Raw genomic sequence first — 24,681 nt, 5'->3', positions numbered from 1 at the left:
AATATATTCTAAATTATTTGAGTAAAGTCACTTCGCCAGAAAATTCCAAACTGACGTCATCCAAAAAAACAACCTCAGCCCGCCATACAAACACAGCAGGATTTAATTTCTCACCCCGGAATGTCCCATCCCAACCTTGTCCATAGACATTTGGAATCAGCTCTTTTCCGGAATAAATTAATTCACCCCACCTGGAATAAACTTCAAGTTTTTTAATTGATTTTACTTCATTACTTCCGACCAAAGTAAAATAATCATTGACAAGATCCCCATTTGGACTAAAGACATTTGGTGCCCATACGCCTCTATTTGTTATAACTTTGATAAAAACTATTAGGGAATCCGGACAACCATCTTTACTTGTGGTATTTAAGGTGTATTTGGAATCTTTTAAAGGTTTAGCAATAGGATAAGGACAGTCGGCACAGGAAAGCCAATCAGGTGGAGTCCAATTGAGGTTCTTCAATTGACCTGAATAATAGAGGTCCAATAGTACAGAATCACCTAAACCAATTTCATAATATTCTTTTCCTGATAAATTATTCTTCTCCGGAGCAATTAAATCAATTCGTTTAGTGCTTAAACATCCAATACTATCGCGGACATAAACGGTATATTTCCCATCGGACAGGGAGTCAAATTTAACCTTGTCACTATAAGTCCGGCCATCAATTGAAAATTGATATTGCGGGATACCACCAGAAATTGAACTTAAGCTGATGGTTCCAGATGATTCATTATAACAATCCGGATTGTTTAATGCTGTTTGAAATTGTATTGGTTCGGGTTGCTTTATGCTAAAATCAAGAATCAATTCACATTGATTCTGATCTTGCACTTTTACAGTATAACTTCCAATGTCAAGATTTGAAATTCTATTTGAATTCCATCCATTGTTCCAAACGTATTTATAATTCGGAGTACCACCATTTGCATTCACTTCTATAAAAGCATTTGCATCTCCATTACAACGGATTTGATAAACGCTATCACCGGATATTTTGGATTGGACCTGAAGTGGTAATGGCTGTTTTACTTCAGTATAAATGACTTTCTCATTGCCATAGCTATCTTTAATATTAATTTGATACATTCCTGCCGGCAATTTATTGATTACAACAGAATCGTTTAAATTTTGGATAATTCCTTGTTGTATTAACAAATTTCCCGGAAAAGTGCTTAGCATGTAAACGAATGGCGCATTCCCCAAGTCAATTTTAATAATTACTGATCCGTTCTGATCATTAAAACATTTGATATGATTCACATCCACCACCGCAGGAATATTACATAAAATGGTTTTGATGTGAACAATTACAATACTATCACAATTTTGATAACTTATTAAGTTGTCAACATAATCGCCAGCTTTAAAATATGCAGATTGATTGACCCACAATGTATCCCCTTCACAGAGTGTATAATTTGCTTCAGCTCGAGAGTCAGGAATCATCTTCACATTGACCGTCAATATACTATCACAATTTTTATATGATTTCAATTTTTGGCTGAAAGTTCCTACAGAATTATATGGAATACCATTCACCCAATTAGTATCTCCCTCACACAGGGTGAGTTCATTTGAGCCAAAAGATTTGGAAATTGCAGAAATTTCAATATAAACTGTACTATCACATAATTGGCTGGAAAGATACTTTTGTGTATAGATACCAGCAGCACTATAAAACTGATTGCCCACAAGCAAACTGTCTCCTTCGCAAACATCAAATTGAAGTGTAGATTTGGATTCCGGAATCAATCTTAAATTAAGATCAATGATGCTGTCACAACCTACATTGTTCTTCAAATTTACTTTATACTTTCCACTGGTACAAAATATCGAATCCCCAACTTGCATACAATCTCCTGTGCAAATTTGTCTGTCCAGATGTATTGAGTCACCCTGAAGCAAAATTACATTCTTGCATGTCACAGCTGCTGTATCACAAACATTGGATGCTTGTACACAAAGTGTAAAATCAGCTTTTGGTTGGACATTAACGGATAGTGCATTAGCCAAAGGTTTACCATCAAGGGTCCATTTATAAAAAATACCACCTATCACAGGCGTAGTAGTGTACTTTACAACATCGGAATTACAAATTGTATCAGGGCCCAGAATAGGTCCACTTTGATCGAGCGGCCATACCGCAGTTGTCCCATCCAAAACATCTATTTTGTAGCTACAGACATCATCCATGTTCCCATCCATGACAACATAATAATATTGCCCGATGACCAGAGGTTTTGTCATTTTCAAAATGGTACTTGTGTTTTCAGCCACGTCTCCATCACAATTTGAAATTTTTGTAAAATTTTTGCAATCAGAACTCTCAAATATTCCAATTTCAAGACCTGCACCGGTCCTACATTTAAATACTGAAAATTTCAAAGTCAAATTTGTAGAACCTGCCATAAATGCAATCCACTGGGCATTGTGTTTTACAGTAGTACAAAAATCGATTGGTAATTGTCCTACTCCGCCGTCTCCCGTTTTGCCTGTAAAGCCGTTAATATCGCAGATAAGACATGCCTGTAAACAAGTTGGAGTCATGGTCTCAGGCTTTTGGCAAATCATGGGTTGTGCAGAAAGCTGAACTAGTGTCAAAAAGAAAATAAATAGTCCCGATATTTTCATTTCCAGGAATTAACCAGATTAAGTTCAGAAATAGGAAGTAATTATTTATTCACAATTACACACCTATCAATGATCACGTCACCCAGTATTCCTGTGACTAATCCCTTCAATATAATAGATGAACCGGCTTGGTAATTTCCGCTTAACTGCTCCTTTTTATCTAGCGTACAAGAGACTGAGGAAATGGGATTTCCTGAATCTAAGAAAATAATCGTCTGCTCCCCCTCTTTCTTTATCTCTGAAATTGTCCCTTCTATTTGAGTGACTAGCATTTTGTCAGCTGTGCCAACATACTTGATCATGGCGTTTTCTTCACTATTTGTGAATTCTTCTACCAATGATGCAGCATTGACTTTCATGTTGGGTTCGCCTAAAGTAGCATGGGGTTTATTGTACTGATAATACATATAAATTCCAGCACCAATAAAAGCCAAAATGAGTAGATATAAGATTTTTCTAAGCATATCCGGAGAATTTACATAAAGTTAAGACTCCTGACATTGATTTGTACTATAAAAACCCGAATTAATTTGGAATTTCTTCCAAATCAAAAAATATACCCAGATTAAATCGTGGAAGCAAAATCATCAAATACTACCGGAATCCATTTATACACTATATACGCGAAGGTATCTACCATCTGTACTGAGTGTAGTTTTATAGATGGTCAAACCTTTACGACCATTGCTATTTAATCCATTGCCTGCAAGATCAAATTGCGCTCCATGTGCAGTGCAATAAAACTGGTCTCCACTTGAATCATACAAAACTTCCTTTCTTTGTTCATGCGAACATATCACCGTCGCTGCAACGTAATCACCATTGATGGTTTTTGCCACTACACAACTGTTCGTCACTAAATACTCACCGTTTGTTTTCAGTTTTGCATTTGCCGGAAGGTCCAGATCAAGAGTAAAATCTATTGGGCCAATCACTTCCTTTGCACAGGATTGAAAACAACTTGTTGTCAGCACAAATGCTGCACCTATCCCAATTCTTTGGAGAAAATCTTTTCTTGTCATTTGTTGTGTATGATTAGTTTTTGTCTTTGCGATTTACCAGAGTAAATACTCTGGAGACATTGAATCCAAATCGGATTCCTGAATCTGTCCACTTCCCAGTAGTTTCAGTGACAAATCCATATTCAGACATGGATGTTGAATTTGTAAAATGCAATTGAAATATGTGTCCACCAGTTTCTATATCAATGCCCACTGAGAGTGAATTTTTATAATCCGGTGCAAGCTGGTCGGGTAAAACGTATATATATTCTCCTGTTAATGCCAGCCTTCTTGTAAGTCTTAATCTACCTCCAATACCGCAGGCAAATACATCAAATTTTTCTTGATCTGTAAGCACTACGTTTCGTCTGACATGAGTAGGAACCAATTCCAAACTGAGCCAATCAGAAAACTTACGCCCAATAATCAGCTGATTACAATAAGCGAGCCTTGTAGCCTTTGAATACCTTGGATCCGTAAACTTAATGGTCTTTACAGCCGCACTAGTCAATAATGCAAGGGTAACTGGCATATTTACCTTTCCCTTACTCTGCTTTAATAATTTATACTTAATAAATCCATCATAAGCTTTATCGACGCTATTTCTATTGAAACCAACACAAAGCCTATCAGTTATACCGTAATCCAATCCAATCCTTTGTGTAGCAGCATCAATACCAAACAAATCATAAAATCCTTGATCAATAGTCCCAAATCTATGAGAGATTTTAAAATCTAAAACTCCGCCTGCTGTATTTTCCAGCGAATGCAAATTGATGACTCTATTTGTTTTGAAGCTCGCCGTAGCATAGTCAGTCTCTGAATCCAATAAAAGATCTGCATCAGACTGAGTATCTTGACACTTTGCTTCATAACTGAATAATACGCAAAAAATTAACAGGCTTGATAAAAAACGGGACAGTAGGTTCATATGGTTTGAATTATTTGACTAACGGCTCTAAATCAGTTTTGATTTGAAGTGAAACTGTTTTGTTGACTTTATCATTTACAAGGCTTGGAATTTTAATTCCGTAATCGTCCAGCGAAATGTTAAATGAACATTCCGCTTTTACGATCTTTCCTGACTTGATTGTAAGTTTAGCAGGAGCTGTAATATTTTTACTAATACCATGAATTGTGAGATCCCCTTTGACTTTTACTTCTGTTACACCTTCTTTGTTGATATCGAATCCACTTCCAGTTTCAAAAGTACCTTTAAAAACACCCTTAGGAAACTTATCGGACTCCATATAATTTTCATTAAAATGTTCCTCCATTAATGCTTTGTCAAAATGGAAGGTTTTTACCAACATGGACACATCTATTTTCTTGGCAGCTAGATCAACAATGGTAGCTGCTTTTGCTGTACTACCGGAAATTTTTTCAGGAGAAGTTTTGGTAGTTGCGTCGAAAACAATATTTGTATTCTTAGAATAAAACTTGGTGGCCTGAGCATCCAATTTAATCTGAGCAATCAAGAAAAGGCCAAAAAATAAAAGCGAAATGGTTTTCATTATTTTTTTTACCTAATAACATGTAAAGCTATTCACTTATGATTTTAACAAAGCTAATTCTTTGTTAAAATTACAGAATACTTCTCAACAGGGTAGACTTCCCTAACTTATTTTTGACTTCAAACAATACTACTCCTGAAGGGATAGCTTCTAGTTTGAATACAAAGTCAATTTGGTGGTCTGCTTTTTCATATTTTAAAAGCTTTCCATTCAAATCCAAAGCTCTTATTTCATCGATGCCTTCAGCATCAGTTATTTTATAAGCCCCTTGTCCCAAACTGCAAACCGCAGCTTTTTTGGAATTTGAAAGATCACTAGATGCAGTGGTTGTTTTGAGTACAACTTTTTTCTTTCCGACTAAAGCATTGTCTCCTCTTTCTCCATTCACTCCGTTAGCTGCGAGGCTTACGAAATAAAACACTATAGAATCTGCCTGAGTTACTGTTGCAGGAGACGTCCAGTTAAAAGTCCATGAGGAGCTACCAGAGGACAGTCTAACAGCATTTGATTGTCTGATATACTGTTTGCCCAACAGATTTCCGATGTTGCTTCCGGATCCGGCGGTTAAATTTCCAGCTTTTTTAATAGCACCATCCAAGACTGTGAGTTCAAAACCGGAGGTGACAGCATTGCTCTTTTGTGTTAGGGTAATGGCATAACTGGTACTCGGCAAAACCGTATCCGGTACACCTGAAATAGAAACTGTGCCCACAAAAGCTCCTCCACTATGACAACCCGCACTTTCACATGTGGTTTCCCCGGGAGCCCCTGTTCGTCCAAGGTCCGGATTTCTTGGCTCCGGGACGCCTTGAATAAAAGCAAAAGCTACTAAAAATAAGAGTCCAAGCGTTATGTGTTTTGAGATCATATTTTTAAATTTTGGCAGCAAAGGTAATCAGAAAGAATATTTTTCATTAATATGTTTTCTTCATATAATTTTCATGTAAAGTCAAGGCGAGTGTGCCTGTACTCAATTTTTTGAAAGATTTTAAAAATATGTAATGCTCAGGCAGCATTTTAAATCTTTTAGAATATTTATATTGAAAAAGTTGTCGTCAACAGTTTTATTGTTAGGAACTTGGTCTGTTCAATGCAGATATACAATGACTTGTTTCTTCTAAAATTTGGAAGCAGGAATTGTGAAAGATCATTATTGTGGCATTTAAACCGGAAAGCAGAGTGGGATGAAAGAGCTTCAGCAATTCTTGCTCCCACTCATTTTTTTAATCATGGATCAAGACCTAGACTCTTCAAATATCATTTGCATTTTTACCATAATTTCTCTAAATACATACTCCCACCCATTCCAATCTTCAGCCCAGTCAAATGAACTATTGTGCCAAATTATGTGAGCGTGACCTTTAAATTTTTTTACCTGTTCAAAGGCCAATGTCGCAGTATCAATCGCCTCTCCCGGATCCAATTTTAAATAATCTTTCAAGGTCCGATCCATCAAACAAAAAGGTATAATCCAAAGCTCTGATACCCTTTCCTGTCTTACATCATACCACTTGTGAATCCTGCAAGTTCCTGTACGAAAACCAATTTGATCCGCAAATCCCATAGAATAGTCTCGCTCTATTCCAGCTCCCTCTAAAAACCTGTAGGAATCGGGCAGTTTAAGTCGCAAATAATGGAACCTATTTGAGATAATTTTAGACCTGGTTATAGATGCCAATTTGTTGATTTGTGCTTTTAACAGCTCATTTGATTCCAGATAGTCGTATGATGGATGGACACCGACCAAGTGTTGTTCTGAAAGGGTTTTGATTAAAGTATCAAACTGTTCCAATGTACTGTACACAGGTCCGTCGTACTTGTTTGTTTTTCCCGCCAGCACAAAATAAATTAGCCGATTATACTCAAAGTTCCACTGCTTTATGTCTGAATATACATCGTAAGGATCTTTTGAACTTCCTGTCAGGTAAAACAATCTTTGAACCCATTTCTTCATCCTGAGAATCAGAAAATCACGAAAAAAACCAGCAAATATTTTCCAGGAAGCTTTTCCTCTGTATTTCCATGCATTGTCGATATCAATACCCACAGACCAAGATTTCTGTTCGGGTTTTCTGGACAATTTAAATCCAAATTTTAAGGCCATCGCATTTGCCCATTCATCCACCCATTCATCCACAAGAGGTTTAACAGGCTTCCATTCCCGACTTAGTAAGGAATTTGACCATAGAAATCTACCATGTTGATCTTTTATAATTGAAGTATATTCTTCTACCCTTGCTAGCATCCAAAATACCGCTGCAGGTAAATCAAACTGCCCGCCACCGAATCTTAAGATTTGTGAATCTCCTACCTGCTGTAAAGAAGGGAGGGGCCATCTTTCCGGAGTTAAGTCCAAAACTTTGGTTTGATTCCAAACAATGGATTGTGAAGGGAAATGATCAAGATTATTATGATAAACTACGAAGACCTCATTGATATTGTTATCCGAAGTCTTCTCAGCAAATTCAAAAACTAGCTCATCAAAGCAGGATTCAATAAAACCGACTACAAACTTCAGTCTGGAGCTGTTGGCTTTATCTGTTATAATGATGACTTTAGGCATAAACTTCAAAAATAAGTCCATAGTACCATTATTTGAGCTTAAATTTGGACTTGTGAGTAAATTTCGATACACATACCTTATTCAATCATTCATCCTCGTTGCGACTTCAGTGGTGCTTAGTTCCAAGGTGCATTCTCAGGTTGAGATACAAACTGTAAGAAAAGGTGTAATCTTTAAAAAAGAATACGCGGCAGAATTTGGAATGCACACGAATGGATATTTGCTGTCATATACCCAGTCTCGAATCCGCAATTATTACAGTACGAATGGAATGTTTGCCACATTCAGTTACGTCAGAGATCCTCGAGAATCGAAGAATGAAAGCCAGGTGGGAAGCAATCATGGTGAGTTCCGTAACTACACTTACGGCAAACAAAATTCATTTTTTGCTCTGCGAACAGGTCTTTTTGGATTGCGGTATTTTTCTGAAAAAGCTAGAGATCGTGGTGTCGCAGTAGCACTTGTCTGGCGTTACGGCATGTCAGCAGGTATCCTCAAACCTTATTATTTAAAAATTCTGGACAACCATGACGGTGAGAATCTTCAGGTACTTGTCAGGTATGAGGAAGATAATAAAGACGAATTTTGGATCCGGACCATATATTAGGAAAGGGTAGTTTTTTCAAAGGCATAACCGAGTTGAGCATAATCCCGGGTGCTTATGGCCAGCTTGGCTTGCGAATTGATCCAGGAGCTTATGAAAAATATGTCAGGTCATTGGAAATAGGGATCCAATCAGATCTGTATATCAAAAAAGTACCCATTTTGGTCACAGAAAAAAACAAGTCATTTTTTCTCAACTTTTACCTCAGTCTCCAGTTAGGAAAAAGGCGCTAATTCAATTAAATGTTAGATCTTCCTATTGTCAATCAAACTCAAGATACCAGGGCCAAAAAGCCTGAATGGTTGCGTGTAAAGTTACCAATAGGTGAAAACTATCGGCATGTCAGAGCTTTGGTTGACCAATATAAACTACATACGATTTGCCAAAGTGGCAATTGTCCAAATATGGGAGAATGCTGGGGGGCCGGAACTGCCACCTTTATGATACTTGGTAACATATGTACAAGATCTTGTGGGTTTTGTGCAGTAAAAACAGGCAGACCCAATGAATACGATGAAGATGAACCGAAACGGGTAGCTCAAGCCATTCGCTTGATGCAGGTAAAACATGCAGTGATCACTTCAGTCAATCGAGATGAGCTTGCTGACAAGGGAGCTGAAATCTGGTATCAAACTGTAAGAGAAATCAAAACTTCATCACCTGCGACAACGATTGAAACGCTCATTCCTGATGTAAAAGCTCAATGGTCTGCTTTGGTCCGGATGATAGAAGCCGGGCAAGAGGTTGTATCCCACAATATGGAAACTGTAGAGGAGCTATATCGCATGGTCAGACCCCAAGCCAAATACAATAGAAGTCTAGAACAAATCAAAAGAACCAAAGAGTTTGGCAAGCGCACAAAATCTGGTATTATGCTTGGTATCGGTGAAACCAAAGACCAAGTTTATAAAGCTATGGATGATCTGGCTGAGCATAGATGCGATGTGCTGACTTTGGGCCAATATCTTCAACCAACAAAAAATCATCTTCCGGTTATTGAGTTTATCCATCCGGATCTTTTTCTACACTACAAGGAAGAAGGCCTCAAGAGAGGAATCCAATTGGTGGAAAGTGGGCCTCTGGTAAGGTCAAGCTACCATGCTGAAAGGCATTTATAAATTTAAGGCTTTTTGATCTTCAGATAGAAGTCGTTCTATAAATAAATATTGGGGCTTATTAAAAAAGACGAATCAAGTGAATAAATCTGTCAAAATCAGGAATAACCCTTAAATAATTTGACCAAAATGTACCAAATTTGCAAAAAAGCGGGGAAAGGAAATATGAAAGGCTTAATTACAGGATTTTTGATGCTCATCTTTTGCCTGGGGGTTGATGCGCAAACGATTTATACTGTCAATTCTACTAATGACATAGATGATGGTGCTTGCGATGGGATTCATTGTAGCCTAAGAGAAGCCATTCGCTTGTCAAATGCAGACAATGTAAATAGTGAAATTCATTTTAACATACCAGGTCCGGGCATTCACACAGAGATACCAAATGGCCCTTTGCCCACGATTACTGCTCCCAATCTATTTATTAAAGGTGATACTCAAAATGGTGGCTTATTAGGCAGTTATGTGATTAACTTGCAAAACAGAAATTTTGGAGGTAATTCCTATTTGAAAATTGAAGCTTCAAATGTAACGATTAGCGGTATAATGTTTCAATCTATGGCCTATACTTCTATAGATGATCATATCATCCATATAGAAGGATCGTCAACCCTTACAGATTGCTTTATCTTAAATTGTGCATTTATAGGGGAGTTTAATTTGGGTGGTGTATCAAGTCCATCTGCTGTTTTAGTAGGAAACGTTAATGGCTTTGTTTTTGGAAATAATATTTATGGATCTGATTATCAAAAGACAAATGCCAGCCAGTGCCTTAGTCATCTACACTTCAAACCACAAAGCAACTCAAATATTGCTGTTATTTCACAAAACATTTTCGCAAATGAAGATGTAGCCATTGTTACTGATGATGGCGATTTTTTAATTGAAAATAACATCTTTAACGGATTAGATACTTTTGGTGCAATATTCGGACGTACAAACAGCAAAGCAATTGTACATGCGAATGGTTGCAAAACAAAAATACGCAATAACTTCTTCTTTGGAACAGTAGATGGAAGTATTCATCTCATCAGCGCGGGAAATGCACTTGTCGAGAATAACAAATTCTTGAAAAGTAATATTGCGGTTAATATGAATGGGGGAATATTTTCAGACTATACTATTAACAATAACCGAGCCTACGATGGTGATATTTTTGTGGATGCCAACATCACAGGCAGCAAGATTAGAATCGACAGCAACATAGTGGAAAGGTTCAACAAATTTTATGAGACAAATCTTTTCCCGCCGATTAGTCAATCTTCATTTATAGCAAATACTATAAATTGTATAAATACAAAAGTCGTCAATAATGTTAATCAAGGAGCTGTGTATCCTATTCCGCCGACGATAACGGCAATAAATAGAGACGCTATCTATGGTACTGCACTGCCTAACCACAATGTCGTGGTTTACACCAATGCAAAAAAAACATGCCCAAATGCTGTCTGTCAGGGAGGAACCCAACTTGGCGTTGCACTGTCAGATAACGCTGGAAACTGGGTGCTCAACACTACATATCCAAATCGCACAAATATTTCTGCATATCAATACACGGCCAACAGTTCTGCGCCACAACTGTATTCAGAATTTTCGCAATGTTATACTTGTCCCGGAATCGTTCAATTAAAATTGAACCCATTTCTATGCTCCGGTCAAACTTTTCCGTTTAGAAATAAAATTTACGATGCAGTCAATAATTATGATAGTCTTGTGATACCAGGAGACAATCTCAGTATCTGTGATTCTGTTATCGTCATAAAACTAGATTTTGGATCCGGAACTCGAAGTACACAAAATGTAAATTTTTGTTATAATCAATCTACAACAATAGGTGGAATAACTATAGACAAAAATAATCCTGTGGATTCATTTACAGTCACTGCTTCCAATGGTTGCGACAGCACAATTGTACTGTTTGGAACAGAAAGAGGTTTTTTTCAACTCAACAGAACGATCTGTTCTAATGACTTCATTACTGTGGGCACTACAAGATTTGACATAAATAATCCTCAAGGAATAGTAGTACTTGCGAACCAATCTGTCTTTGGCTGTGATAGCACGGTGCAGGTCAGTTTAACCATAAAAGATTATTCAGAAAGTGACTTCGTAAAAACAATTTGTGAAACACAGACTATTACAGTTGGTAATCAAACATTTGACAAAAATAACTTGTCCGGAAAAGTTACACTGCCGGGACAAAGTTATACAGGTTGTGATAGCGTAGTAAATGTAAACTTAACTCTTGCAAACACAAAAGGCATTAAAGTTCAATCACTTTGCAAGGGAGACAGTGTTTTCATTATTGATAGATTTTTCAGTGACCGAAATCCTACCGGTCAAATCATGCTCACCTCATACTTAGGCTGTGACAGCACATTAGATGTAAGGATAGATATTCTTCCTACGGCTCTTGGCTTTTACCGAGCTGATATTTGCCGTGGGGATACATTGAGGTTTCCTGATCATCCCGGACAGTTTTTCACATCAGGTAGGACTACCGGCACGTTGCGAAACGTCAATGGATCGGTCAATGGTTGTGATAGCTTAACTGAAGTTGACCTTACTGTGTTACCCGATGCAATTGGAAGTTTTGACAAAAAGATATGTGCCAATGACAGTGTTGATATTTATGGTCAAGTGTATTCAATTCAAAAACCTCGTGGCACTCAAAAACTTCCGATCAAATCCTACAGAAACTGCGATACGTTTCTTACTGTAAATCTTACTTTTAATCCAATAAGCACAGGATCATTCAGAGATACAATATGTAGTTCAAAAAACATCGTCATTGGAAATCGAACTTTCGACATAAACAATCCTAGTGGATCTATATTGTTGCCAAGCTCAAATTCGAATGGATGTGACAGTACACTTCAAGTCGACATTTCATTTTATTCACCTATTACACTTTCTTATAATAAAATGGATTTAGAATGTAATTTTCCTAATACAGGAGAGTTTGTATTAAACTCACTGACAGGAGGGTCTGGTATTTATAAAATAAAAATAGATAATCAGGCAGCTATAAACTTTACAGGTACATTTACAGCGCAACAATTATCCCTTGGAATACATCAAATCCAAATACAAGACATCGAGGGCTGCGACACCAGTTTTCAGTTTCAAATAGATGGAGCAAATCTAGGAGTAATTCGCTTGCCAAATGATACAACTATCAAAGAAGGCAACTCAGTTATCATACAGTCTGTTATTCCTTTTAATCCATCAACTATAAGTTGGGATCCTACTACAAGTTTGTCATGTGACGATTGTGCGAATCCAGTTGCGACACCAAGTAACACTACGACGTATACTCTTACTGTCACTGACGAAAATGGATGCATATTTTCTGATGTGATGACAATTACCGTTTTACTGGATCAATCTGAAATATATGTACCCACTATTTTTTCCCCTAATGGTGACCAACTAAACGAAAAATTTTATCCTGTATTTAAGTTCCCACTAAAGACCAGAATTTTAAATTTCGCTGTATTTGACAGATGGGGTGAGCAAATGTTTGCAGTTGAAAATCTGGGATATAATGCAAATGGTGATATTTATGGTTGGGATGGTACGTTCCGCGGCACAAAACTAAATCCGGGTGTATATGCTTATTATATCATTTATCAAGCTGATAATGAAGGAAAGAAAATAAAAACCGGAGACGTCACTTTGATTAAGTAAGTAAAGGCCAAAACTTCCATTTCATAATATTAGAAGATTAGTATGTTGAAATGATATGATGTTCAAATCTTGACTACTTATTACTTAGCTACAGTGTCTATGAATTATTTTTGAGTAAGTGGGAATGGATTATATGAAAGTAATAAAATGCTCATTTAAATAGATTTTAAAGTTGGGTCTAAACTCAATTCCCACCTATTCCGAACATACACCAAACCAGACTAAAAAGTAAAGCTCCAAGGTTTACTCCATGTCAATTTAGAATTGTCACCTGTAAGGATATAAGCAGCCCAATAATATGGATGCATATACAATGGGTCAGCATTTTTCAAATAATAAAGCTTTGCGTCTCTTAATGCCTCATCTTTAAATTTACCTTCAGAGAGTTTTATATAAAACATATCTGTTATATGTGATGAGATAGCATCATTTACTTTCCATAAACTTGACATCACCGATTTAGCCCCTGATTGAAAAAATGCAGTAGCCATACTATGCACGCCTCCCTGCAAGTCAACATTTCCAAGACCAGTCTCACAACCATTTAGTACAACCAATTCTGCCGGAATGTTTAAATAACTCAAGTCATTATAAAATAGTGGTTCTGACATCTTATGGTTTGAAATATCACCAAATGAGATAAATGAAAACTTATTATTTGCATGATCAACAGATGCATGAGTAGAAAAATGTAAAATTGACCCAGAAAAATTTTGATTTTTCATTTGGTCCAAACAAGGCAAGTTATACACATACTTTTTCTTGTACAAAAAATGTTCGGACACCAAATTTACTTCAGCAATATTATGAAGCAAAGTTGAAGACACTGAAGAGTTCCCTTCAAAAATGGGTGCGAAAAAATATGCCTGTCTGATACTGACGGGAACAGCGCTCCTTCCAAAATGCGTCAACGCTTCAGGATTGAAATAGCTTATATCATAATCATTAATTAAAAACTCTTGCTTGTTATTACTTTTATTCATTACTTCAAATGGCACAAGACTCATGTTTCCATGTGTAGAAAAAACTAATTTTTTTACTCCAGGCTGGATGATTTTATCCATAGATAACTGATAGTACAAAAAGTGACCTAGTTCTCTCCAATGCTGATCTGAAGGAATGTGGACACTTTTTAAGAAGGATTGAATACTATCTTCAAATCCTCTAATTTTATCAACCTGATAAATTTTGATGTTTACTTTACCAAGACACAACAGAGAAATTCTTTCCTGACAAATAATAATCTGGATAAACTGCTCATCAATGGCTAGTTTCTGCTGGATCAAATCGGACAAAAGCACATCTGGTTCCCGATGAAATTCCATATCTAGTCTATATTTGAGTAAAAGTTCTTTCTTTTGTTGACGAAGTTGCAGTAGTTTATCGGTGAAAAAATCAATTTCCTTCTTATTCTTATTAAAATACAGTTGTTTCTCCAACTCTGAAATAAAGAATTCAAGATTCTTCAGCCTCTGGAAACTCAAACTAATGCTATCCATGGAATTGATTTTTGGTTCCAATATTGATTGCATTTTAACCGTTTCCAAATTGACAAAATCAAAAATTTGTTTATCTGTGTAAAGTGCAGTGGATTTATTTAATGTAACAAGCCAGTCCTTTAATGGAAGCAAAGCTTCCAACAAATATTCTTTGTCTTTTTCTGAGTACTTATTTAGGAACACTTTTTTCGCCAATTGAAAAGCATTGGCAAGGTTTCTTTGTGCCTCTATCCAATTCTTTTGTTCAAATGAGCATTTTGACAACTGAATAAAATTTTGCATCAAACTCTGAATTTTTGGGTTGAGCATGTTCACCTCATTGATAAACTGGACGAGATCATCAAAAGGATATATTAACAAATTTTGTACTAGATCAAAATGTTTTGCAGCCTGGGACAGACGGTTCATTTCCAAATACAATTCACCAAGTTTAGTATTCAACTTAATTTCCAAATCAAGATTCTTTTGATCATTGAGAGATGCTCTAAAGTTGTCCCATAATTGTATTGCCTTTACATTATCTCCTAACTTCTGATAAATTAGTGACTTTATTTCAGTATAATCATACAGTTCTACCTGAGTGTTGCTTGAAAACTTTTTTGCACATTCCACCTCATCATGAGCTTGTTTATAATCACCAGACAAATAAGCCACATTTGCCCTCTTAAGATGGAGTTCGAAATATGCGAGTTTGAGTAATTTTATCCTTTCAGGAAAATTTTTCTTTTTCGCATTCAAATCCTCTTCTGCGAGACATAACTGGTGTGTTGCACCGGCGAGATCATGATTGTGAATCATAATGTCGGACAATTTCAGATATGAGGTATAAACGTCCATGTCAAATTCAAAACAAGCCTGATTCTTTTTTTGAACATTGATAGACTGTTTTAAATATTGAATAGCATCTTCCGGATTCTTCAATGCATAGTTCATCGTCGCTAGATTGAGCAATGCCTTTGCTTGATAAGAAAGCAACCACTCTGTTTCGCAAGGAAATACACTAATTGAATCCAATGCCTTGCGAAACATCGCGTAAGCTTCCTTATAATTACCAAGCAATAAGTTATACTCTCCTCTCCTATTCCAAAGATCCGCCTTTTTCAACAAGCTGGTCTCCGGTAAAAATGATGAATTCATGATATCAAGAAGTTTTTCAGCCGCGATCAAAGAGCCATTCATTGACTCATAATCACTCCAAAACTTCGCACAATAAATACTCCACAGTGTGGCAGTATATTTATCTTCATAGAACTTATGCTTGTCCGCAAGCTTGAATACTAGATCCAGTTGTCTGTTAAATTCGTTGAAATCTTTATAGCAAAAATTGGAAAATAACTCCACTGCTTTACTGTTCAACCAAAGTGAGTCTTTGGTACGATCATCCTGAGCATGAAGCCATGTACAAACGCTCAAGCTATATGCTACAATGATTACTCTAGATAGTCGCACATAATTTTATATAACTACCTTACCGGAATCATAAATATCTGACTATTCTGAGAATTATTTCTCTTGATTTCGACTTTGTAAGTTTTTCCGTTCCCTTCTGACTGACCAGCCACGAGTGTAAGCTTTTTGATTTCTGGAGGAAAATTTGAGCTGGTATTGAATATCCCAACCGGATTTCCGGCGGAATCGATCAAACTAGCCCCAAGAAACTGAAAACTAGCCGGGTTTAGATCATTATAAAAAGTTGTACTTTGAGGGCAAGTTTGTGAGCTTGGATTACAGGCAGGAGGGCAATATGGATGTCCTGGGCAAACAATTGTCAATAAACCATAACTACTATCTCTGGTATTTACAAAATCTGTGCTATCACCATTTTGCATATTGGAGGACATCAGCAACATTTCCGATAGTAAAAACATTCGTCTCATGGTATCCTGCACCGATACGAAATTGGAATCTGCATTCACTATAAGGATTTGAGCGGATCCGGCTTTAATGGCCATTTGAGCTACACCTTGTTGAACAGACTTATTTGGGTTATTTGAACAGGAGCTAAATAACATTAAGCACCCAACTAATGCAGAAAATGGAAGGAAGTAGAAAAAAATTTTCATAATTAGGCGTAATTGTGGTTTTGTACTGATTAGTGTCTTGAGCTATCAGAATGTTACCATATTTTCTAAGCCAAACTAAAAAAGTTTGAAATATGTACTATAATAGCCATCACAATGTTTTCCAGTTATTAAGTAAAGGTAAAAAAAAAGGCTCCGAAAAGGAGCCTTTTTCCTAGTTTTTTGAAAACTTGGCAAATTTCTTATTGAATTTATCGATTCTACCTGCAGTATCGACAAACTTCATTTTTCCTGTAAAGAACGGGTGGGATTTACTGGAAATCTCCAATCGGATCAAAGGATACTCTTTTCCATCTTCCCATGTAATCGTTTCCTTAGAAGCCGTACAAGACTGCGTCAGGAAAGCCTCATTACATGAAAAGTCCTTGAAAACAACCATTCGATAATTGCCAGGATGAATATCTTTTTTCATGAATTCAAATTTTTCAATAGTTCTTAAGACTTGTTTATTTCCTTAAATTGGCTGACAAGTACTTTCATTATTCTAACTGCACCAAAAGCCAATTTGGGACCGCAAATTTAATAAAAACAAAACACATTGCTTTCTTAAATTCTTAAAATTCACATTGAATTAAATATATTATATTTTATCATATTTATATAGGATTGAAATATAATATTTTAATAATTATTTTTCGATTATTGACAACGAAGTCACCGCTGCTAATAATTATCCAAAACCACCCTAAAACACCAAGTCTTTTGCTTCAAAAACAAAAAAAGCCATATCGTGGATATAGCTTTTTTGGTACCTCGTAGGGGAATCGAACCCCTGTTACCAGAATGAAAATCTGATGTCCTAACCCCTAGACGAACGAGGCCTCTTTGAAAAGAGAGGCAAATATAATTCATTTTTTATATCTCCAAATAAACTTTTGAACGATTTCACTTTTTATATCCTCATTGTTTTACTTGCACGATATGAAAAAAAGAGTAGCTATAAATGGGTTTGGCAGGATCGGAAGGTTGGCAGCCAGAAATTTAATTCATCACCCGAAACTAGAGTTGGTAGCAGTCAATGATCTGACGGACATCCAAACACTTGCCCATCTTTTTCAATATGATACAGCACATAGGAAATATCAAGGGTCTGTTCATATTGAAGGAGATAACATTTTGGTAAATGGAAAGCAAATCAAGGCTTTTGCAAATGCTGAAACTCAGATCCTACCTTGGAAAGAGTTAGATATTGATATTATCTTAGAATGTACCGGTGTTTTCCTTACTCGCGATAAATGCAAATTACATCTGGATGCAGGAGCGAAACGAGTTATCATTTCCGCACCTGCAAAGGAAGAAGACATTCCTACCTATGTCCTAGGTGTCAATGAAATGGAATTATCATCTGATATTGAAATTATTAGCAATGCTTCATGCACAACAAATTGTTTGGCTCCCATTTTAAAACTGATCCATACTAACTTTGGGATTATAAATGCTAATATGAATACTATCCATGCTTACACCCAAGACCAAAGATTGCAAGATGCACCACACAAAGATCTACGTCGTGCAAGAGCAGCAGGTATGAACATCATACCAACTACCACTGGGGCCGCAAAAGCAGTAGAACGAGTTTATCCTCAAATTAAGGGCAAACTCATGGCTTCATCTTATAGAGTGCCGGTTATCACAGGTTCCCTTATAGAATTATATTGTACGGTATCACAAGAGGTCAATGTAGACAAAGTGAATCAGTGTTTTCACAATGCTTCTCAAGTAGATTTAAAAGGTATACTTGAATATTCCATAGATCCGCTTGTATCAACAGATATTATAGATAATACCCACAGTTCAGTCTTTGATTCCAGCCTCACAGAGGCTTCTGGCAACCAAATGAAGATCGTAGCCTGGTATGACAACGAAGCAGGATATGCAGCCCGACTGACAGACATTTGTGAACTTCTTGGATCTAAACTGTAAGCCAAATTCAATGAAAAACTGGAATGTAAAAGGGCGAAAAGTCATCGTAAGAGTGGACTTCAATGTGCCTATCAAAAATGGAATTATTACAGATTCCACTAGAATCATTAAGTCATTAGAGACACTAAAATTTTTATTGGACAAAGGTGCAAGATGTATCATCATGTCGCATCTTGGCAGACCCTTAAAGGAAAGACTGCCTGATGGCTCGATAGATTTTGGCAAATTTTCCTTGAAACCGGTGGCTGAAAAATTGTCAGAATTGCTTGGATCTAAAATATATTTTGCCCCAGACTGTGGCGGCTCAGATACCTTAAAAATCATTTCAGAGTTGAAGGACGGCGAAGCTGTCCTTTGCGAAAACACAAGATTTCAAACTGAAGAAGAAAAAGGTGATGCCAATTGGGCAGAACTGCTTTCTGGTTTGGGAGATTATTTTGTTAATGATGCTTTTGGTGCTGCGCATAGGGAACATGCAACGACAGCAACAATTGCTCGTTTTTTTGACAAGGATCACAGGTCTTTTGGTTTTTTAATGGAAGCTGAAGTAGAAAATGGACTCAGGGTATTGCGCGGAGCAGAAAAACCTTTTACTGCAATATTAGGAGGGGCTAAAGTCAGTGACAAGATTCTCCTCATCGAAAATTTGATGAGTACCGCAAATCAAATCATTATTGGTGGAGGTATGGCTTATACATTTCTTGCTGCTCAAGGTTTTAAAATTGGAAATTCACTATGTGAAACTGAAAAATTAGATTTGGCCCTTGAGCTTTTAGTTAGGGCACAGTCACGTTCAGTAGACATTGTGCTGCCCGTTGATTCTGTCGCTGCTGATGCATTTAATGCTGAAGCAAATACCATAATTACTGATGATCAGAATATCCCGAATAATTATTTGGGTCTGGACATCGGCCCCAAATCCAGGCAGCTTTTTGCTGAAAAAATCAAAAATTCAAAAACAATTATTTGGAATGGTCCGATGGGTGTCTTTGAATTCGATCGATTTGCAGAAGGAACCAAAGCTGTTGCTCAAGCGACTCTGGAAGCAACAAGGAATGGAGCATTTTCATTGATTGGAGGCGGTGATTCTGCAGCTGCAGCCAACAAATTTGGATTAGCTGATCAATTCAGTTTTGTATCCACGGGCGGTGGCGCTATGTTGGAATTGCTGGAAGGTAAAATTTTACCTGGAGTTGAAGCTATTATGAGTTGAGAACCTCGCCTCTCCGGAAACTAATTTTTTTTATAATCTATCCAACAACAAAATCAGAGAAATGATCGTAGTTGCTTGAGCCAAAACGTCTGCTGTCACTTTTGCCCAATCTATATCTTTTTTCTCTTTATTCAGCTGTTCTATTTTCTTTTGTTCTTTAGCTCCTACGTTGATGACGGACCCTTTGGAAACTGTGGGATAAATTGTAGCAAACAAAATGCTCCTTGGACGTTCGATTCTACCATTCGCATGTTGGACGGTTATCTTTTTGGGATCACCAAATTTAGAAACGCCTGCAGCAAAATGATTCACATAAAACTTAGCGCTTTTTCCTTCATAATAAGCCACAGTTATCGCGTTTTCACTATCCAAAAATTTATCTGGATATAATTCGCGCGCATTTGTGGCTCCTTTGATCTTTACGAGATCTTTTTGCTTTGGAATTTCAATGCGATCTCCATCTTTTAGTATATAATCGTATCTCGAATTTGGTTTTCGCAATGCTTGATCCAATTCCATTACAACATAGCCTGTATTTTCTTCTGTTCTATACAAACTCGCTCCGCCTTCAAAAGCTTCTGGCGTAAGTCCACCAGCTCGTTCAATGATTTCGGATAACCTTTCGTTTGCTTTGATCAACGCATATGGACCTGGATATTTCACTTCACCTCCTAATGTTACGATTTGTTGAAACTCAAACTCTGGTTGACTTCTAATTACAATGATATCAAATGGTTCTAACTCTACAATTGATCCTTCGTTTTCGTATCTCAAATCACGCTTCACTTCAAATCTCTTGACTACAGTTTGAGTAGGTTCATTTTCCTTAATGATAATTCTAAAAATCTCTACTCGATTTGTAGCAGCTTCATATTGAAAACCTCCAGCCATTGAGATGGCATCCATAATTTGCATACCATCACCAAATTTGTACATTCCCGGAGATTTTACAGAACCTCTCACATCAATAAATAAATTTTCAGAAAAATCCTTCTCTGATAAAAACACCAAACTATCAAATGGTTCCAGTAAAATATTTTGATCTGAGGCGTCATCAGCCATAGCTTTTGTGATGGCTACTCTGATAACCTGCACATCCTTTTGATTTCCCTGTTTTGATCGAAAAATATATGCATTTGGCCAAGCATCTGGTTTCAATCCTCCTGCAAGTAACACAACGTCTTTGACCCTTAGATCTTTGTTTGGGTCAATAAAATATTTACCTGTCTTTCTTGTGGTACCACTTACACTAACGTATCCTTTTTCGGTGTAATCAGATAACTTAAAAATGGTCAACTCATCCATTGGTTGCAGTTCCTTATCCCCATTTATCTTTCCCGCAAGTAAATCTTTCAAATTGATTCGCAGCAAACTAATCGTCTGATCAGGATTTGTTCTTTTGATAAATGCATTGTCCAGGTTGGACTGAGGAGTAAATTGGACGTTTTTAATCAATTCCGACACTTTTAGCCCTTCCTTATACTGGGACTTTACCTCTGCCCTTACTTCTCCTTTTACAAAGACATAGTCTTCAGATTTAGTCTTGATACCGGAAATAAAAATTTCATCTCCTTTTATTAATTCAAAATCAGTTTTCTTTTCAAGAAGGTCAGCATATCGCACTGTGAGTACAATTTTTTTATCTTTTTGAATACGTGTCACCTGGATGGTACTTTTGATCGCATCTGGTTTTAAGCCTCCTGCAAAATGAATTAATTTATTCAAATTTTCCCCATCAATGAGTTCATACCTCATTGGTCTATTGATATATCCCTCAATGGCGACCACACGTTCAGCAACCGGTACCTGAATGATATCATTATTTTCAAGATAATAGTCCTTCTGGATAGAAGGGTCTGCCATGAACTTGTAAATATCAATATTACTTTCTTTTCCGTTGCGGATGAGTTTGATTTTTCTCACGGAACCCAAATTGGTCGGTCCACCTGTTGCAATTAATGCATTGAAAGCAGTGTTGATTGCCGGCAAAGTATAACCACCGGCTTGGAATACTTCCCCAAAAATATTAATATTAATTGTCCTTGAATAATTAACAGAAACTTGAAATTCGTTAGGATTAAATCTATAAAATTTTCTAAAATAATTTTTAAGTATTTCCCGAGCTCTGTTCATCGTTGCGCCTTTGAGAAAGATTCTCGGCATCCTTGTCGGAGTTATGTATCCATCTGTATTTATTTCATATATTTCGTTGAGCTGACTCTGGCCCCAAATCGTTACAGTGATCTGATCTCCCACTCCGAGTACATAGGAATCCGGAGGCTTAATGTTGTCGGCATCTTTATATACATCCAAGCTTTGGTTCCGAAATATTTCTTGTCCCCAAATCGCAGCAGGTGGCATTGAATCTAACAATATATTTTTGTCAGGCATCGTGTCATTTACTGACATTCTTTTAGTTGATTCCAAATACCTCGAGCGTGGATCAAGATTAGAATTATTTTTCTTACTTGTGTTATTGTTTGTTTGAGATTTCTTTTCTTTATTTGTAGTAGTCTCTTTAACTTTGGATGAAGAACTGTCAGTATGGGATTTCTCAGCTTGTATTTCTTGAATAGCTGTTTCGATTTCAGCTTGCATCTGGATCACCTGATTTGGATCCATGTTTTTTAAATTATCTACATCTATTCCCTTTTCCAATAATTTTGTCCTCAGTTCATCCTCTGTTACGCCCCTGGCTTCCAGCTCATCCTTCGCTTTTTTTTCAAAATTCTGAGTTTGCTGCGCATTAACCTGAGAGACAAATCCATGTATAAAAGCACAAAATAAAAATATACTTAAGATCCTAAGATTGAAGTAACGAATCATTCCTTTTCAAATAATGTTGTTCATAATACGATTTATATTGACCGGAAGTCACCTCTTTCAACCAAGATTCATGTGACAAATACCAATCTACAGTTTGTTCAAGTCCAGATGGGAATTTAACTTTCGGTGCCCAATTCAAATCTTTTTTTATTTTGGATGCATCAATAGCATACCTGAGATCATGTCCAGGCCTATCACTGACATAAGTAATCAAACTTGAACTCTCACCAGATTTTCGTTCAAGTTTTTTGTCCATAATATCGCAAAGCAAATGCACGACTTCGATATTCTTCAATTCTGAATTTCCACCTATATTGTAAGTTTGGCCCAAAACTCCTTTATGAAAAATCAAATCAATTGCAGTTACATGATCTCCTACCCATAACCAATCTCTCACATTCAATCCAAGTCCATAAACCGGAAGATTTTTATTGTGCAGTATGTTATGAATCATCAATGGTATCAGCTTCTCAGGAAATTGATAAGGACCATAATTATTTGAGCAATTGGATATTTTTATCGGAAAATGATAAGTATGAAAAAATGATCTGACGATATGATCAGAGGCTGCTTTGGAAGCTGAATATGGACTTCGAGGGTCATAGGAAGTAGTTTCTGTAAACCACCCTGCATCTCCCAAGCTGCCATAAACTTCATCTGTGCTAACATGATAAAATACATGATCATCGCTATTCCAATTTTCCTTTGCAGCAACGAGGAGATTTGTTGTACCCAATACATTGGTCTGAACAAAAGCTGTTGGATTTGAGATTGATCTGTCAACGTGTGATTCTGCAGCCAAATGAACGATGTCGGAAATCTTATGTTTTGCTATAATTTCTCGAACATTTTCCAAAGAGGTGATATCTAATTTTTCGAATGCATAATTCTCCAAATTCTCGATATCCTCCAAATTCTTAAGATTGCCTGCATATGTCAGTGCATCTCCATTAACAATAAAATAATTGGGATAATTTTTTACAAATTTCCTGACTACATGGCTCCCGATAAAACCTGCACCACCTGTGATGAGAATATGCTTATTGTATGTTTTCAATCTATTGGAACTATTTTTTTAAAATATTCATATGTCAATGTCAATCCTTCTGATCTGTCAAACTTAGGCTCCCAGTGTAACATTTTTTTAGCCAAGGTAATATCAGGCTTTCTTTGTTTGGGGTCATCAACCGGCAAGGGCCTGAATCCTATTCTGGCATTTGGATTTCCTACCAACTCTATAATTTCTTTAGCAAATTCATAAACAGAAATTTCCTGAGGATTTCCCAGATTCACCGGTAAGGAGTAATCAGAAAATAACAATCTATAAATCCCTTCCACCAGATCATCCACATAACAAAATGCCCGGGTCTGACTTCCGTCCCCAAAAATTGTCAATTCTTCACCTCGGATAGCTTGGGAAAAAAATGCCGGCAAAACCCGTCCATCCTCTCGTCTCATCCTTGGCCCATATGTATTAAATATCCTCACAATGCGAGTTTCCAATCCATGATAGCGATTATAAGCCATGGTAATGGCTTCCTGAAATCTTTTTGCTTCATCATAAACGCCTCTTGGGCCTATGGGATTTACATTTCCCCAGTAAGACTCTGACTGCGGATGCTCCAACGGGTCACCATAAACTTCAGAAGTGGATGCGATCATGAACCTTGCTTTTTTCTCTTTAGCAAGTCCAAGAAGATTGTGGGTGCCAAGTGACCCAACCTTCAGCGTTTGGATGGGCATTTTGAGATAGTCAATCGGCGACGCCGGAGAAGCAAAATGCAAAATATAATCCAGCTTTCCAGGAACGTGAACGAACTTACTCACATCGTGGTGATAAAAAGTAAACTGTTTGTCGTGAAAAAGATGCTCGATATTAGCTAAGCTGCCTGTCAGAAGATTGTCCATCGCATGAACACTAAAGCCTTCAGACAGAAAACGCTCACAGAGATGAGAGCCGATAAAGCCGGCAGCTCCGGTAATCAGTACAGATTGGCTTTTCATATTGTGCAAA

At 36.9% G+C, this 24,681-nt stretch carries 19 protein-coding genes and 1 tRNA gene; 6 read left to right on the top strand and 14 right to left on the bottom strand.

The window, feature by feature from the left end:
- Positions 1-13: 13 nt before the first annotated feature.
- From IPI99_08985 to IPI99_08955, 7 genes are all read right to left on the bottom strand, one after another.
- Entirely contained in the window at positions 14-2,554 is a 2,541-nt protein-coding gene (locus IPI99_08985; protein ID MBK7340647.1) for a gliding motility-associated C-terminal domain-containing protein, read from the bottom strand.
- Between the two features lie 125 nt (positions 2,555-2,679).
- Entirely contained in the window at positions 2,680-3,102 is a 423-nt protein-coding gene (locus tag IPI99_08980) for a hypothetical protein (GenBank protein ID MBK7340646.1), read from the bottom strand.
- 144 nt (positions 3,103-3,246) lie between these two features.
- Positions 3,247-3,660 carry a Rieske 2Fe-2S domain-containing protein gene (locus IPI99_08975; protein ID MBK7340645.1) on the bottom strand — a complete coding sequence of 138 codons (414 nt, stop codon included), beginning with the start codon at positions 3,658-3,660 and terminating at the stop codon, positions 3,247-3,249.
- A 13-nt stretch (positions 3,661-3,673) separates the two neighbouring features.
- Positions 3,674-4,570 (bottom strand): hypothetical protein, encoded by an 897-nt coding sequence (locus tag IPI99_08970; protein ID MBK7340644.1) that lies wholly within the window; start codon positions 4,568-4,570, stop codon positions 3,674-3,676.
- A gap of 10 nt (positions 4,571-4,580) precedes the next feature.
- Complete coding sequence (locus tag IPI99_08965; GenBank protein ID MBK7340643.1) at positions 4,581-5,153, bottom strand: YceI family protein; 573 nt, start codon at positions 5,151-5,153, stop codon at positions 4,581-4,583.
- A 70-nt stretch (positions 5,154-5,223) separates the two neighbouring features.
- Positions 5,224-6,021 carry a hypothetical protein gene (locus tag IPI99_08960; protein MBK7340642.1) on the bottom strand — a complete coding sequence of 266 codons (798 nt, stop codon included), beginning with the start codon at positions 6,019-6,021 and terminating at the stop codon, positions 5,224-5,226.
- 366 nt (positions 6,022-6,387) lie between these two features.
- Positions 6,388-7,737 carry a polysaccharide deacetylase family protein gene (locus IPI99_08955; protein ID MBK7340641.1) on the bottom strand — a complete coding sequence of 450 codons (1,350 nt, stop codon included), beginning with the start codon at positions 7,735-7,737 and terminating at the stop codon, positions 6,388-6,390.
- A gap of 31 nt (positions 7,738-7,768) precedes the next feature.
- On the opposite strand from IPI99_08955, the gene IPI99_08950 reads away from it, so the two are divergent.
- The 4 genes from IPI99_08950 (at position 7,769) to IPI99_08935 (ending at position 13,125) form a co-directional block, all read left to right on the top strand.
- Positions 7,769-8,323 (top strand): hypothetical protein, encoded by a 555-nt coding sequence (locus IPI99_08950; protein ID MBK7340640.1) that lies wholly within the window; start codon positions 7,769-7,771, stop codon positions 8,321-8,323.
- Positions 8,302-8,553 (top strand): hypothetical protein, encoded by a 252-nt coding sequence (locus tag IPI99_08945; protein MBK7340639.1) that lies wholly within the window; start codon positions 8,302-8,304, stop codon positions 8,551-8,553. Before IPI99_08950 ends, IPI99_08945 begins: the two co-directional genes overlap by 22 nt.
- A 9-nt stretch (positions 8,554-8,562) precedes the next feature.
- On the top strand, positions 8,563-9,438 hold the full coding sequence (gene lipA, locus IPI99_08940; protein ID MBK7340638.1) for a lipoyl synthase: 876 nt from the start codon (positions 8,563-8,565) through the stop codon (positions 9,436-9,438).
- 162 nt (positions 9,439-9,600) lie between these two features.
- Positions 9,601-13,125, top strand: a complete 3,525-nt coding sequence (locus tag IPI99_08935) for a gliding motility-associated C-terminal domain-containing protein (protein ID MBK7340637.1) — start codon at positions 9,601-9,603, stop codon at positions 13,123-13,125.
- Positions 13,126-13,346: 221 nt separating this feature from the next.
- Here IPI99_08935 and IPI99_08930 read toward each other — a convergent pair whose 3' ends face one another.
- The 4 genes from IPI99_08930 to IPI99_08915 form a co-directional block, all read right to left on the bottom strand.
- On the bottom strand, positions 13,347-16,073 hold the full coding sequence (locus IPI99_08930) for a CHAT domain-containing protein (GenBank protein ID MBK7340636.1): 2,727 nt from the start codon (positions 16,071-16,073) through the stop codon (positions 13,347-13,349).
- A gap of 14 nt (positions 16,074-16,087) precedes the next feature.
- Entirely contained in the window at positions 16,088-16,687 is a 600-nt protein-coding gene (locus tag IPI99_08925) for a hypothetical protein (protein ID MBK7340635.1), read from the bottom strand.
- Positions 16,688-16,859: 172 nt separating this feature from the next.
- Positions 16,860-17,117 (bottom strand): type B 50S ribosomal protein L31, encoded by a 258-nt coding sequence (locus tag IPI99_08920; GenBank protein MBK7340634.1) that lies wholly within the window; start codon positions 17,115-17,117, stop codon positions 16,860-16,862.
- A gap of 334 nt (positions 17,118-17,451) precedes the next feature.
- Positions 17,452-17,526, bottom strand: a tRNA-Glu gene (locus IPI99_08915).
- Between the two features lie 100 nt (positions 17,527-17,626).
- Here IPI99_08915 and gap point away from each other — a divergent pair.
- Complete coding sequence (gene gap / locus IPI99_08910; GenBank protein ID MBK7340633.1) at positions 17,627-18,628, top strand: type I glyceraldehyde-3-phosphate dehydrogenase; 1,002 nt, start codon at positions 17,627-17,629, stop codon at positions 18,626-18,628.
- A 10-nt stretch (positions 18,629-18,638) separates the two neighbouring features.
- On the top strand, positions 18,639-19,841 hold the full coding sequence (locus IPI99_08905; protein MBK7340632.1) for a phosphoglycerate kinase: 1,203 nt from the start codon (positions 18,639-18,641) through the stop codon (positions 19,839-19,841).
- A 30-nt stretch (positions 19,842-19,871) separates the two neighbouring features.
- Here IPI99_08905 and IPI99_08900 read toward each other — a convergent pair whose 3' ends face one another.
- Genes IPI99_08900 through IPI99_08890 form a run of 3 tightly spaced genes read right to left on the bottom strand, consistent with a single transcriptional unit; the run spans position 19,872 to position 24,671 of the window.
- Positions 19,872-22,667 (bottom strand): SLBB domain-containing protein, encoded by a 2,796-nt coding sequence (locus IPI99_08900; protein MBK7340631.1) that lies wholly within the window; start codon positions 22,665-22,667, stop codon positions 19,872-19,874.
- Complete coding sequence (gene rfbB, locus IPI99_08895; GenBank protein ID MBK7340630.1) at positions 22,645-23,724, bottom strand: dTDP-glucose 4,6-dehydratase; 1,080 nt, start codon at positions 23,722-23,724, stop codon at positions 22,645-22,647. Before rfbB ends, IPI99_08900 begins: the two co-directional genes overlap by 23 nt.
- Complete coding sequence (locus tag IPI99_08890) at positions 23,721-24,671, bottom strand: SDR family oxidoreductase (protein ID MBK7340629.1); 951 nt, start codon at positions 24,669-24,671, stop codon at positions 23,721-23,723. Before IPI99_08890 ends, rfbB begins: the two co-directional genes overlap by 4 nt.
- Positions 24,672-24,681 lie beyond the last annotated feature (10 nt).

It is taken from the genome of Saprospiraceae bacterium (assembly GCA_016710235.1).
Lineage (GTDB): Bacteria > Bacteroidota > Bacteroidia > Chitinophagales > Saprospiraceae > Vicinibacter.
The sequence above is the reverse complement of the archived record's forward strand: the minus strand, read 5'-3'. Positions and strand labels throughout refer to the sequence as shown.